This is a genomic window from Bradyrhizobium denitrificans (genome assembly GCF_013179005.1).
Lineage (GTDB): Bacteria > Pseudomonadota > Alphaproteobacteria > Rhizobiales > Xanthobacteraceae > Bradyrhizobium > Bradyrhizobium denitrificans.
Genome location: NZ_JABFDP010000045.1, coordinates 1 through 13,441, shown reverse-complemented (window position 1 = coordinate 13,441; position 13,441 = coordinate 1). Strand labels below are relative to the sequence as shown.

The 13,441-nt window shown below is 65.4% G+C and carries 9 protein-coding genes; 7 read left to right on the top strand and 2 right to left on the bottom strand.

The annotated features are described in order from the left end of the window. The first annotated feature begins 13 nt into the window (after positions 1-13). The 3 genes from HL671_RS34565 (at position 14) to HL671_RS34555 (ending at position 6,287) form a co-directional block, all read left to right on the top strand. Positions 14-868, top strand: coding sequence for a LysR family transcriptional regulator (locus HL671_RS34565; RefSeq protein WP_210264223.1), 855 nt, complete (start codon positions 14-16; stop codon positions 866-868). Between the two features lie 72 nt (positions 869-940). Beyond that, on the top strand, positions 941-3,976 hold the full coding sequence (polA, locus tag HL671_RS34560; RefSeq protein WP_172242894.1) for a DNA polymerase I: 3,036 nt from the start codon (positions 941-943) through the stop codon (positions 3,974-3,976). Positions 3,977-5,087: 1,111 nt separating this feature from the next. Continuing rightward, entirely contained in the window at positions 5,088-6,287 is a 1,200-nt protein-coding gene (locus HL671_RS34555) for a glycosyltransferase family 87 protein (protein ID WP_172242891.1), read from the top strand. Positions 6,288-6,439: 152 nt separating this feature from the next. On the opposite strand, the gene HL671_RS34550 is transcribed toward HL671_RS34555, so the two are convergent. Further along, complete coding sequence (locus HL671_RS34550; RefSeq protein WP_012047126.1) at positions 6,440-7,066, bottom strand: glutathione S-transferase family protein; 627 nt, start codon at positions 7,064-7,066, stop codon at positions 6,440-6,442. 173 nt (positions 7,067-7,239) lie between these two features. Between HL671_RS34550 and pyrE the strand changes: the two genes are divergently transcribed. Both pyrE and HL671_RS34540 read left to right on the top strand, forming a co-directional pair. Then, positions 7,240-7,797, top strand: a complete 558-nt coding sequence (gene pyrE / locus HL671_RS34545; RefSeq protein WP_012047127.1) for an orotate phosphoribosyltransferase — start codon at positions 7,240-7,242, stop codon at positions 7,795-7,797. 180 nt (positions 7,798-7,977) lie between these two features. After that, positions 7,978-8,811, top strand: a complete 834-nt coding sequence (locus tag HL671_RS34540; protein ID WP_172242888.1) for a DUF2865 domain-containing protein — start codon at positions 7,978-7,980, stop codon at positions 8,809-8,811. A 54-nt stretch (positions 8,812-8,865) separates the two neighbouring features. Here HL671_RS34540 and HL671_RS34535 read toward each other — a convergent pair whose 3' ends face one another. Continuing rightward, complete coding sequence (locus tag HL671_RS34535) at positions 8,866-9,297, bottom strand: hypothetical protein (RefSeq protein WP_012047129.1); 432 nt, start codon at positions 9,295-9,297, stop codon at positions 8,866-8,868. Positions 9,298-9,771: 474 nt separating this feature from the next. On the opposite strand from HL671_RS34535, the gene HL671_RS34530 reads away from it, so the two are divergent. Both HL671_RS34530 and HL671_RS34525 read left to right on the top strand, forming a co-directional pair. After that, entirely contained in the window at positions 9,772-12,279 is a 2,508-nt protein-coding gene (locus HL671_RS34530; protein WP_172242885.1) for a glycogen/starch/alpha-glucan phosphorylase, read from the top strand. Positions 12,280-12,386: 107 nt separating this feature from the next. Further along, positions 12,387-13,208, top strand: coding sequence for an acyl-CoA thioesterase (locus tag HL671_RS34525; RefSeq protein ID WP_172242882.1), 822 nt, complete (start codon positions 12,387-12,389; stop codon positions 13,206-13,208). Positions 13,209-13,441 lie beyond the last annotated feature (233 nt).

The window sequence follows — 13,441 nt, the reverse complement described above, 5'->3', positions numbered from 1 at the left end:
TGAATATTCGCACATGCAGATCGACTGGACCGACCTCCATCATTTCGTGACGCTTGCCCGCGAGGGCACGCTGTCTGCAGCCGCACGCGCCCTCGGCGTCGATCATGTCACGGTCGCGCGCCGCGTCGCGGCGCTGGAGCGCACCACGAAGATCAAGCTGGTCGACAGGCGCGCGCGGACCTACACGCTGACCGAGGATGGCCGTCGCCTTGCCGCGGCCGCCAGTCCAATGGAACACGCCGCCTTCGCGATCGAACGGGCCGTGGTGGCATCGCGTCCGGGACTGACGGGCGAGGTCTCGATCAGCGCGCCACCGACGCTTGCCAACAGGATCATCGCGCCGCGGCTGGTCGAGTTGCGCCGTCAGCATCCGGCCATCGCCATCAAGCTGATCGGGGAGAAGCGCATCGCATCGCTCAACCGCCGGGAAGCCGACATTGCCCTGCGGCTGTCGCGTCCCGACGAGCCCGGCCTGATCGCACGCAAGGTCGGCCGCTTCGGTTTCAGCCTCTATGGCGCGCCTCACTATCTCAAGGAAACGCCGCAGCACGCGCTCGGCTTCATCGCCTACGATGCCAGCATGGACTCGGCGCCCCAGCAGCAATGGTTGAAGGCGATCGCTGGCCGGCGCGAGATCGTGCTCCAGACCGGTGATCTCGAGAGCCAGGCCGCAGCGGCGCGGGCGGGCCTGGGCGTAGCCGCCCTGCCGCATTTTGTCGGCGACAACGATCCTGGCCTGATCCGCTATGACGAACGCCAGGGGGGCGTCGGCCGCGACATCTGGCTCGTCGTTCATCGCGACCTCAGGCACTCGCCGCTCATTCGGGCCGTCATGGACTTCCTGGTCCGCTGCGCTGGGCCCAACTGAGGGTCGGAAAAATCCGGTGCGCTCGGCGTCGGCGTGGCTGTCAATATGAGCGAAAATCCCTACATTGCGCACATGCCCAAAGCGCCCCAGAAAACTGCCGCCACCAGCCCCGCCGCCCCTGTGCCTGCTGCCGCCACCCAAGGCGCGGCCAAGGGAGCCACCAAGAGCGACCACGTGTTCCTGGTCGATGGCTCGTCCTACATCTTCCGTGCCTATCACGCGCTGCCGCCGCTCAACCGCAAGTCCGACGGGCTGAACGTCAATGCCGTGCTTGGCTTCTGCAACATGTTGTGGAAGCTGCTCCGCGACATGCCCGAGACCGACCGGCCGACGCATCTGGCCATCGTGTTCGACAAGTCGGAAGTGACCTTCCGCAACAAGATCTACGCCGATTACAAGGCACACCGGCCGCCGGCGCCGGACGACCTGATCCCGCAATTCGCGCTGATCCGCGAGGCGGTGCACGCCTTCGATCTGCCCTGCCTGGAACAGGCAGGCTACGAGGCCGACGACCTGATCGCGACCTATGCGCGGCTCGCCTGCGAGCGCGGGGCCACCACCACCATCGTGTCGTCCGACAAGGACCTGATGCAGCTCGTCAACGACTGCGTCACGATGTACGACACGATGAAGGACCGCCGCATCGGCACAGCCGAGGTGATCGAGAAATTCGGCGTGCCGCCGGAGAAGGTCGTCGAGGTGCAGGCGCTGGCGGGCGATTCCACCGACAACGTGCCGGGCGTACCCGGCATCGGCATCAAGACCGCGGCGCAGTTGATCAATGATTACGGCGATCTCGAAGGGCTGCTGACGCGCGCCGCCGAGATCAAGCAGCCGAAACGCCGCGAGGCGCTGATCGAGAACGCCGAGAAGGCGCGGATCTCGCGCCAGCTGGTGCTGCTCGATGATCATGTCGCGCTGGAGGTGCCGCTCGACGACCTCGCGGTGCACGAGCCCGATCCGCGCAAGCTGATCGCCTTCCTCAAGGCGATGGAGTTCACCACGCTGACGCGGAGGGTGGCCGAATATTCGCAGATCGATCCGGCCGACGTCGCGGCGAATCAGCAGCTCAAGAGCGGCGGCGGCACAGCCGTACCCGCGCCCGCTGCTGCCAGCGCAGGGACAAACGCAGCGGGCAAGCCGGCGGCCGCTGCTCCCAAAACGGGGGATCCGCGCACCGACAAATCGGCGATGAGCAAGGGCACACCGGTGAGCCTCGCCGAGGCGCGCGCGGAAGCAGCGAAGAGCGCGCGCATCGATCGCGAAAAGTATCAGACGATCCGCAGCCTGCCCGAGCTGAACGCCTGGATCGCGCGCATCCATGATCTCGGCCGCGTCACTATCGAGGCCAAGGCGAATTCGATCGATCCGATGCAGGCGAGCCTTTGCGGCATCGCGCTGGCGCTGGCGCCCAACGATGCCTGCTATATTCCGTTGGCGCATCGCCAGGCCGGCGACGGCGGCGGCCTGTTTGATGCTGGCCTCGCGCCGGACCAGGTCAAGGACCGCGACGCGCTGGCTGCGCTGAAGCCGGTGCTGGAATCGGCCGGCATTCTCAAGATCGGCTTCAACATCAAATTCGTCGCCGTGCTGCTGGCGCAACACGGCATCACGCTCGCAAACGTCGATGACATCCAGCTGATGAGCTACGCGCTCGACGCGGGGCGGGGTTCGCAGAAATTCGAGTCGCTGGCAGAGCACGTGCTCGCGCACGCCGTCCTCGGGGAAGGCGAGCTGGTCGGCAGCGGCAAGAACAAGCTGACCTTCGAGCAGGTCGCCATCGATCGCGCGACAGCGCATGCGGCCGAGGCGGCCGACGTCATCCATCGGCTGTGGCGGGTGCTGAAGCCGCGGCTGGTCGCCGAGCGCATGACCGCGGTCTACGAGACGCTGGAGCGGCCGCTGGTGACCGTGCTGGCGCGGATGGAGCGCAGGGGCATCGCGATCGACCGCCAGGTGCTGTCGCGGCTGTCCGGCGATTTTGCCCAGACCGCGGCACGCGTCGAGGCCGAACTGCAGGAGCTGGCCGGCGAGCCGATCAATGTCGGCAGTCCCAAGCAGATCGGCGACATCCTGTTCGGCAAGATGGGCCTGCCGGGCGGCACCAAGACCAAGACCGGCGCGTGGTCGACCTCCGCCTCGATTCTCGATGACCTCGCCGAGCAGGGCAATGATTTCGCGCGCAAAATCCTGGAATGGCGCCAGGTCTCGAAGCTGAAATCGACCTACACCGATGCGCTGCCGACCTATGTCAATCCGCAGAGCCAGCGCGTGCACACCACATACGCGCTCGCGGCGACCACGACGGGACGGTTGTCGTCGAACGAACCGAATCTGCAGAACATTCCGGTGCGCACCGAGGATGGCCGCAAGATCCGCCGCGCCTTCATCGCCACGCCAGGCCACAAACTGGTGTCGGCGGATTACTCGCAGATCGAGCTGCGGCTGCTGGCGGAGATCGCCGATATTCCGGTGCTGAAACAGGCCTTCAAGGACGGGCTCGACATTCACGCAATGACGGCGTCGGAGATGTTCGGCGTGCCGATCAAGGACATGCCGAGCGAGGTGCGCCGCCGGGCGAAGGCGATCAATTTCGGCATCATCTACGGCATCTCCGCCTTCGGCCTTGCCAACCAGCTCGGCATCGCCCGCGAAGAGGCGTCGGCCTATATCAAGCGCTATTTCGAGCGCTTCCCCGGCATCCGTGCCTATATGGACGAAACGCGCGAATTCTGTCGCAAGCACGGCTATGTCACCACGCTGTTCGGCCGCAAGTGCCACTATCCCGAGATCAAGGCGTCGAACGCCTCGGTGCGCGCCTTCAACGAACGCGCCGCGATCAACGCGCGGCTGCAGGGCACCGCCGCCGACATCATCCGCCGCGCCATGACACGCGTCGAGGATGCGCTCGCGGAGAAGAAACTCTCCGCGCAGATGCTGCTGCAAGTGCATGACGAATTGATCTTCGAGGTGCCGGACGACGAAGTCGCTGCGACCCTGCCGGTGGTGCAGCACGTCATGCAGGACGCCCCCTTCCCGGCCGTGCTGCTATCGGTGCCGCTGCACGTCGACGCGCGGGCCGCTGACAATTGGGACGAGGCGCATTGATCCGCATGCGTTGATCTTTCTTCCGTCATTGCGATCGCAGCGAAACACTCCTGAATCGTTCCGCAGCCACAGCCTGGATCGCTCCGCTGCGCTCGCAATGACGGCTGAGCGCACGCTCATACGAGTATCGCCCTTGCCACCAGCCCAGAGCAGGCTGCCACCCTCCCCTGGACGGGGAGGGTCGGTCGCACGCGAAGCGGGCGAGCGGGGTGGGGTGATGTCTCCGCACACGCTGGTCTGCGTGGACAGATCACCCCACCCGCCTCCCATTCGCTGCGCTCATGACAGGCGCCCCTCTCCGTCCAGGGGACGGGTGGGCAGGGAGTTCCTTGGAGCGCCTCGTGCACAATCAGCTACTCCTCACGATCAGCCGACCGGTGAGCGGACATGCCCCCGCCTTCTCGCGGCGTGATCCGCCCGAGTGTTGTGTGGCTCCCGCCCTCGAGAATTCGATGAGGGCGCAGGGAAGGCCAGGCCTCGGCTGAGGCCTGCGGCCCGCCTGCGGAAAAAAATGCAGGCGGCAGGTACCACAGGTTCAGCCGGACAGACCCGGCCCTCCCTGCGCGACGGCTTTAACGGCTGCTACGCGTTCTCCCTGGTGCGCCGGGCTTGCTGGCCACCATCCCCACGCGAAGCAAGCGCTCCGCCGTGAGTTGATATCAGCATCGGGATATCAGGACCGCGCGACTTGACCGTGCATGCTCCGCTGTTCGTCCGCATGGCCGAACCATGCTGCAGCGGAACATGCCCATCGCGTCCCACTGCCGACGATCCGTGACGTTCGCGAAGCGCCCCTCATGTGGCGGCGGGATGCGCGGGAATCTCCGCTTGATTTGCCCGACAAAGCAACGTGCCCAGCCTGCGACAAAGTAGCTCGACGGGCAGTTTGCGCATGAGACACATGCAGACCGCGGCGACGCGGGCTCATCGCCTACGCCATCTTCGCTACTTGCGATGGCTTTACCCTTCGTTGAGCATGATGGCCATTGACGCGCACGGCGCGGCCGTTGGTAACGCCGCTTGCAGCGGAGATGGGCAAGATCGCTGGATGGACAGGCGAGCGATCGCGTGACGCCTTCCATCGCTTGATGCACACACTACGCCGACCACCATGACCGCGACATCAACTGCAGCCCCCAGCCTTACGCGCGACCGGCGCGCCGTGCTGATCCTGCTCGTCGCGCTGACGCTCTACAACGGCACCTATCTCGTCAGCTGGTGGCTGTCATCGCCACAGCCACCATTCGGCGACTTTTCCGGCCTGTGGTCGTTCGGCAAATTTGCGGCTTTGGCCGGCGCCGGCATCTACGATCCGTTCGCGTTGGCCGCCTATCAGCAGCAGCTGGACCCTTCGCTCTCAGGCGGCGGCTTTCCTTATCCCTATCCGCCGACCTTCCTGCTCGCGCTGATCCCGCTTGGCATGATGGCGCTGCCGGCCGCCTATGTCTGCTGGATCGCGGTCACCTTCGCGCTCTACGCCCTGGCAAGCCTGGGGCGGGATTGGCTCTCGCTGCCCGGCCTCGCGCTGGTCGCCGCGCCGACCACCTTGATCAACGCGATCACCGGCCAGAACGGCTTCCTCTCCGCCGCCCTGCTGATCGGCGGCTTGCGGCTGCTCGCGACGCGCCCCTTGGTCGCCGGCGCCCTGCTCGGCCTGCTCGCCTACAAGCCGCAATTCGTGCTGCTGATGCCGATCGTGCTGCTGGCCTCGCGGAATTGGCGGGCCATTGGTGCTGCGGTCGTGACGACGCTGATCGTCGTCGTGATCACCAGCGCCACCATCGACGGGTCGATCTGGCTGCAATGGATCGTGCGCTTCCCGAGCTATCAGGCGCTGCTGCAGGCCAACCAGTCCAGCCTCGATCACATGATGCCGACGGTCATCGCAGGCGCCCATTCCATCGGTGCGCCGCCCGCGATCGGATACGGACTCCAGCTCATCCTCTCCTGCCTCGTCGCCGTGCTGATCTGGCGGGCGAGCCGGCGCGGCATCGACAGCGGAACCATCGCGCTGATCGCCATCGGCAGCATCATCGTGACGCCCTATGCGATGATCTACGACATGCCGATGGTCGCGGTAGCGATCATGCTGCACTGGAAGGTCCGTATCGACGCGAACGAGCCAGTCCCGCCGCTAGAGATCGGGGTGACCGTCGCCCTGGGAGCAACCGTGCTCGCGATGATCAGCCACTCCGTGCCATTCGTGGCGGCGATCCTGCTCGTTGGCATGTTGCTGAGCATGGCTGGCGTGCTGGAGCGCGGCGGCCGCCTCGCGGATCGCCTGAAAGTCTCGCCGCCTGCGGCGACCTGACCGTTCCGGTGCATGGCGCGGATATCGGGAGACCGTCGGCCATCGTCCCCTTGCGGCCATGCTTCGAAAGGCCCGATTGCGGCAGGCCCTGAAGAATGGGGATGTGATGACGGCACGATGGAGCCGGCACGGCGGGACTGCATCGCGCAGCCTCAATCCAGCTTCGCCTCCATGCCACGCTTCACGGCCGGGCGGGCCATCAGCGTGTCGTACCAGCGCTTGACGTGGGGGAAGTCGGCGAGGTCGACCTTATGGCGGGGGTGGCGCCAGGCCCAACCGAGGATGGCGAAATCGGCGATCGAGAGATCGCCGGCGACGAATTCATGCGACGCCAGCCGGCGGTCGAGCACGCCATACAGGCGGACGGTTTCAGCCATGTAGCGCTTGAGGCCGTAGGCGCGGTCCTGCTCGTTTTCGAGCGCGATGAAATGGTGCACCTGACCCGGCATCGGGCCGAAGCCGCCCATCTGCCACATCAGCCATTCATAGACCGGGATCCGTCCGGCCAGGGATTTCGGCAGGAACTGTCCCGTCTTCTCAGCCAGATAGAGCAGGATCGCGCCCGACTCGAACACGCTGACCGGGTGGCCATCCGGACCGTCGGGATCGACGATGGCCGGGATCTTGTTGTTCGGGCTGATCGCCAGGAACGCAGGCGCCATCTGGGCGCCCTTGGTGATGTCGACCGGGATCACCCGATAGGCCAGACCCATCTCCTCCAATGCGACCGAGATCTTGCGGCCGTTCGGCGTGTTCCAGGTGTGCAGTTCGATCGTCATGAGCGGTCCTTCCCGGGAATTCTCTTGCAAGCAAGCTGGCTTCCCAGTAGCCCGAAACCGGCCCCAGCGCCAAACGTAGCTCTGTTGATGAGACATGCTGGCCGCTGGCTTCGGCCTCGTCGCCTCGATAGATTGCGCCACCCAAGCTTCAGAGACCCTCAGGGGAAACCGCCGTGTCGAAATCCGCTTCCCGCGCCCGCCTCCTCGAGATCATCCGCAGGCGCTCGTTCGGCCGCGGCGAGGTGACGCTGGCCTCCGGCCGCAAGAGCGATTTCTACTTCAACCTCAAGCCCACCATGATGGACCCGGAAGGCGCCACTTTGCTCGCCGAGCTCACCTATGAGGCGCTGAAGGACGAGGGCTTCGACTATATCGGCGGACTGGAAATGGGCGCGGTGCCGCTGGCCGGCGCGATCGCACAGATTTCCTGGATCAAGGGCCACCCGATCGCCGCCTTCTTCGTGCGCAAGAAGCCGAAGGAGCACGGCGCCAAGCTCGCCATCGAAGGCCTGACCCGCGACGAGACATTGGCCGGCAAGCGCATCGTCGTGGTCGAGGACGTCACCACCACGGGCGGCTCGGCGATGAAGGCCGTCGAGACTCTGCGCGAGGCCGGCGCCAATGTGTCGCTGGTGTTCACCATGGTCGATCGCGAAGAAGGCGCCGCGGAGACCTTCGCCGCTGCCGGCCTGCCGTTCCGCGCCCTGTACAAAGCGCGCGAATTTCTCTGAGGCGCGGGCGGCGCCGCGCTGCATTCGGCGCCGGCACACACGGGTCATTTACCATCCTCCGTTAAGGTTACCGCCAAGCTGACAGGGCCGTGCCCGAGGCACGGCTCTGTCGATGGCCCATCGTCACCCCGCCGCGCATGGCGCGGGGAACGTGTGGCTGCGCTGAGGATGGAGTGAGCGTTGCGTCACGTGTGGTCGTTCCGGCGGTTTCGCCGCCGCGTGCTCGTCGCCGGCGCGATCGGCATGGCTGCAGCGGCCACGCCGGCGCCTCCTGGCGCCGCCGCGCAAGGCTTGTTCGATTTCCTTTTTGGCGGCTTCAGCAAGCCGTCGACCCAGCGGCCGGCCCCGCAGGCCAATGTCGGCGCCGACCCGTTCGGCACCGCTCCGCAGGCCGCCCCGCAGCCGCGCGCGGCCGCCAGCGGATCGGGCGCAGCGTTCTGTGTGCGCACATGCGATGGCCGCTATTTCCCGCTGACGCGAGGCCTCGCCTCGCCGGCGCAGATGTGCCAGGCGTTCTGCCCGGCAAGCCCAACCAAGGTCTATTTCGGCTCGAACATCGATTGGGCCACTGCTGCCAATGGCGAGCGCTACGCCGATAGCGAGACCGCGTTCGCCTATCGCCAGGCGCTGCGCGCCGACTGCACCTGCAACGGCCGCGATCCGGCCGGTCTGGCGCCGGTCGACCTGTCGCTCGATACCTCGCTGCGCCCGGGTGACATCATCGCGACCAGCGACGGGCTGGTCGCCTATTCCGGCCCGCGTGGCGGGGGCGGCCAGCCGGCCGATTTCCAGCCGGTCTCGTCCTATCCTGGGCTGAACTCCGACATGCGCGCGCGGCTGAGTGAGATGAAAGTCGCGCCGGTGCGCGCCGAGATGGTCACCAGCGATACCCAGGCCACCGGAGCCACGGCCGAGGTCAGTGCCAGCGTCGCATTGCCCTTGAGCATCGCTTCGCCGATGAGCATCGCGCCGAAGCCGGCGACAAGCCGCGAGAAACGCGCGGATGTGAATTGAGCCTGCGCGCGACTCTCGCGTGCTTCGCCGCAGGCGCAAGGACGCGCCGCGAACTCAGCGGCCGACGATCACGCCGATGACATTCGGCGCTTCCAGATATTTCTCCTCGATCGCCGCCCGCGTGGCGGCGCGGTTGTCGGGCGTCAGCAGGCCGCGCTTCTCGGCCAGGATCATCCAGCAGAAGCCCCACCAATCCGTCAGCATGCCCTCGTCATCGACCAGATCATAGCCCTGCTCGGCCGCGAAGATGCGCGCCCGCGCCTCGTCCAGACCATCGAGAAAGGTGTGGTCGGTGGCAGAGAACAGATCATCGGAAATGTCGTCGATGGTGTAGCCCCAGACCGACATGCAGACCGCGTTGAACGCGCGGTCGATCTGGTCGTCGTCGACCGCACGGCGCCGCGCCGTCTTGTGCAGCCGCGTCAGCGTGCGCGCGAAATCGGCAATACGGGTCAGGGCCAGGGGATCGAAGGCAACGGTGGACATGCGTGTCCTCGCGTGATGCTCTGAGACTGGAGGGTCCGGCAGCGGATCGAATCGGATTCAAGGATAACGATCGCCTGCTAAAATGTTCTTAATTTGTTCCAAGCCGATTGTCCATCCCTTTCAGGGCAGGAGGTCAGCGATGACAGCCACGATCTCGACGCCCGGTGCAGCTGCCCACCGACGTCTCGACGATTTGCCGGAGGAGTTGTGTGTCGAGCGGGGCTTTTGCAGCCGCTCACCGCAGAGAACCTGCTGTCAGGCCAGGATGCTCTGAGCGCCCGGTTCTCGTGAGCGATGCGGCTTTCTGCCCAACGCACTTGCAGCATCAGCAATCACGTTCATTGCGGGAACCCGGCCCAAACCTTGCATCATTTTCCATCACCTTGCTGTGCGGACCAGCCTTTCCCCGGGTTTCGGTCGGCACGCAACCATCGTATGCTTTTACCGGTTCCTCGTAGCATCACAGGTTTCAAGGTGACAGATCAGCCGTCCCAGCGCAGTTTCGTAAGCACCGGCCAGCCCGTCGATGAATTGGCCGTGGCTGAGATCAAGAGCGACATCCTGGCCAAGCTCCGGCTCGCGATCGGCAAGGAAGCGAGCCAGGCGACGCCGCAGGACTGGTACCACGCTGCAGCCCTGACCTTGCGCGACCGCATCGTGCATCGCTGGCTGACCGCCGACAAAGAGAGCTACGATGCCGGGCGCAAGCGCGTTTATTACCTCAGCCTCGAATTCCTGATCGGCCGTCTGTTCACCGACGCGCTCAACAATATGGGCCTGATGAAGGTGTTCGAGACCGCGCTCGGTGATCTCGGCGTCGGCCTGATGGACCTGCGCAAATGCGAGCCCGACGCCGCGCTCGGCAATGGCGGTCTTGGACGGCTTGCGGCCTGCTTCATGGAAAGCATGGCGACCGTGCAGATCCCCGCGATCGGCTACGGCATCCGCTATGATTTCGGCCTGTTCCGCCAGGTGATCATCGACGGCTGGCAGCACGAATTTCCCGACGTCTGGCTGTCCTTCGGCAATCCCTGGGAGTTCCAGCGCCCGGAGGTGGTCTACCACGTCCATTTCGGCGGCGGCGTCGAGCATGTCGACGACAAGGGCCGCGACCGCGCCATCTGGCATCCCGGCGAGACCGTCCAGGCCGTCGCCTACGACACGCCGATCGTCGGCTGGCGCGGCCAGCACGTCAATGCGCTCAGGCTGTGGTCGGCGCGCTCGCCCGATCCGCTGAAGCTCGACGTGTTCAACTCCGGCGACTATCTCGGCGCATCGGCGGAAGAGGCGCGGGCGGAGGCGATCTGCAAGTTCCTCTATCCCAATGACGAGAGCCCCGCCGGCCGCGAGCTGCGGCTGCGGCAGGAATATTTCTTCGTCTCGGCCTCGCTGCAGGATCTCGTCAAGCGGCATCTCGGCTCCGACGGCCAGTTGCGCAGCCTGGCGCAGAAGGCCGCGGTGCAGCTCAACGACACCCATCCCTCGCTCGCCGTCGCCGAGCTGATGCGCATCCTGGTCGACCTGCACAATTTCCGCTGGGACGAGGCGTGGAAGATCACGGTCGCGACGCTGTCCTACACCAACCACACGCTGCTGCCGGAAGCGCTCGAGACCTGGCCGGTCGAACTGTTCGAGCGACTGCTGCCGCGGCACCTCGAAATCATCTACCGCATCAACGCCCAGCATCTCGCGCTCGCCGAACAGCGCGCCCCGGGCGACATCGAATATCGCGCCTCGGTGTCCCTGATCGACGAAAAGAGCGGCCGCCGCGTGCGCATGGGCCAGCTCGCTTTCGTCGGCTCGCACCGCATCAACGGCGTCTCGGCGATGCATTCGGACCTGATGAAAGAGACCGTGTTCCACGATCTCAACCATCTCTATCCCGGCCGCATCACCAACAAGACCAACGGCATCACCTTCCGCCGCTGGCTGACGCTCGCCAATCCGAAGCTGACCAGCCTGTTGTGCGAAGCCTGCGGCGACGCCATCGTGGACGATCCGACCTTGCTGTCGAGCCTCGAGAGCTACGTGGCCGACAGCGGCTTTCAGCAGAAGTTCCGGGCGGTGAAGCGGCACAACAAGCTGCAGCTGGCGCGCCTGATCGGCGAGCGGATGAATGTCAGGATCGATCCCGGCGCGCTGTTCGACGTGCAGATCAAGCGCATCCACGAATACAAGCGGCAGCTGCTGAATATCCTCGAGGCGATCGCGCTCTATCAGGACATCAAGGACAACCCGCAGACGGACTGGGTGCCGCGGGTCAAGATCTTCGCCGGCAAGGCCGCGGCGAGCTATCGCTACGCCAAGCTGATCATCAAGCTGATCAACGACGTCGCCGAACTCGTCAACAATGATCCGGCGATCGATGGCCGGCTCAAGGTCGTGTTCCTCGCCGACTACAATGTCAGCCTGGCGGAAGCGATCATTCCTGCGGCCGATCTCTCAGAGCAGATCTCGACGGCCGGCATGGAGGCCTCCGGCACCGGCAACATGAAGCTGGCGCTGAACGGCGCCATCACCATCGGCACGCTCGACGGCGCCAATATCGAGATCCGCGACAATGTCGGCGCCGACAACATCGCGATCTTCGGCATGGAGGCCGATGACGTCATGCTCCGGCGCAAGCAGGGCCTGGACGCAACGGATGTGATCCGCCGTTCGCCGCGGCTCGCCCGGGCGATCGACGCAATCGCCTCCGGCCTGTTCTCGCCGGGCGAACCGGGCCGCTTCGAGCCGATCGCGCACGCGCTGCGCCATCTCGACCACTACATGGTCTCGGCCGATTTCGATTCCTATTATGAGGCCCAGCGCGGCGTGGACGCCCGCTGGCGGACGGCGCCGGCCTGGACCCGCGCCTCGATCCTCAACGTCGCGCGCATGGCGTGGTTCTCCTCCGACCGCACCATCCGCGAATATGCCGACGACATCTGGAACGTGCCGGTCGGCCCGATCCAGGCGCCGGCGCACGCGCGGCGGGCGTGAGCGAACGTTGCCTCGCCGCCTCTGCAGCTGACGCGTGACGTCATTGCAGGCGTGTCCAATTGCTTTTCACCTGACGCCCATCATACGATGATCGTCAGGAGGCATGCATGACCGACACTCCGCAACTGCACTTGTTCGACGAGGCCACACGTGTCACCGCGGGTGACAGCCGCTGGCAGGGCCGGACCAGCCCGGACTATTGGGCCTTCGTCGGCCCGTTCGGCGGCGTGACCGCGGCGACCGTGCTGCGCGCGCTGATCCAGCATCCGCAAATCCAGGGCGACCCGCTGGCGGTGACGGTGAATTATTGCGCGCCGATCGCCGAAGGCCCGTTCGATCTCGACGTGCGGCTGGTGAAGGCCAACCGCTCCTCGCAACATTGGCTCGTCGAGCTCAGCCAGGGGGGTACCGATCCCGCAACCCTGGCCACCGCCGTGTTCGCCGAACGACGGCCGTCCTGGTCGCATCAGCCGGCGCCGATGCCGGATACGCCGCCATTCGATCAGGTCAAACGCCATCCCAACACCCACGTGGGATGGACGAAGCAGTACGATTTCCGCTTTGTGGACGGACCTCCCGATTACGGCGCATCAGCGACCGCCGGGCCGTTCAGCAGCTATTCGCGCCTTTGGCTCTCCGACCGCAAGCCGCGCAAGCTCGACTGCCTGTCGTTGCTGTCGATGTCGGATGCTTTTTTTCCCCGTGTGTTCCAGGCCCGCAGCGAAGTGGTGCCGTTCGGCACGGTATCGCTGACGACCTACTTCCATGTCAGCCGCGAGGAGCTCGCGACGGAGAACATCACGCATGTGCTGGCGACCGCCGACGCCAAGCTGTTCAACCGCAGCTATCACGATCAGAACAGCGAGCTGTGGTCGCCCTCGGGCAAGCTCCTCGCGACCACGACGCAGATCGCGTATTTCAAGGCGTGAGAGCAGCTGACCATGCGATCGGTAGCGTGCCAGAACTCGAGCCGGGATTGATCTACACGGAACGGCGCTAGCTAGTGCCGAGAAGGCCGCCACCACCGAAACTGTTATCGTCCGGCTTGACGGACGATCCACTAGCCGGGATCGGCAGCGAGTTACACAACGGGCTGCACGATGTACTGGATCACCCGCTTTCTGTTCAGCCCGGGGACATGGCTGACAGGTGTTCGGAGACA

Excerpts from the sequence above, each read along its gene's own strand:
- HL671_RS34565 (WP_210264223.1), top strand. The coding sequence starts at position 14 with ATGCAGATCGACTGGACCGACCTCCATCATTTCGTGACGCTTGCCCGC.
- polA (WP_172242894.1), top strand. The coding sequence starts at position 941 with ATGCCCAAAGCGCCCCAGAAAACTGCCGCCACCAGCCCCGCCGCCCCT.
- HL671_RS34555 (WP_172242891.1), top strand. The coding sequence starts at position 5,088 with ATGACCGCGACATCAACTGCAGCCCCCAGCCTTACGCGCGACCGGCGC.
- HL671_RS34550 (WP_012047126.1), bottom strand. The coding sequence starts at position 7,066 with ATGACGATCGAACTGCACACCTGGAACACGCCGAACGGCCGCAAGATC.
- HL671_RS34535 (WP_012047129.1), bottom strand. The coding sequence starts at position 9,297 with ATGTCCACCGTTGCCTTCGATCCCCTGGCCCTGACCCGTATTGCCGAT.
- HL671_RS34525 (WP_172242882.1), top strand. The coding sequence starts at position 12,387 with ATGACCGACACTCCGCAACTGCACTTGTTCGACGAGGCCACACGTGTC.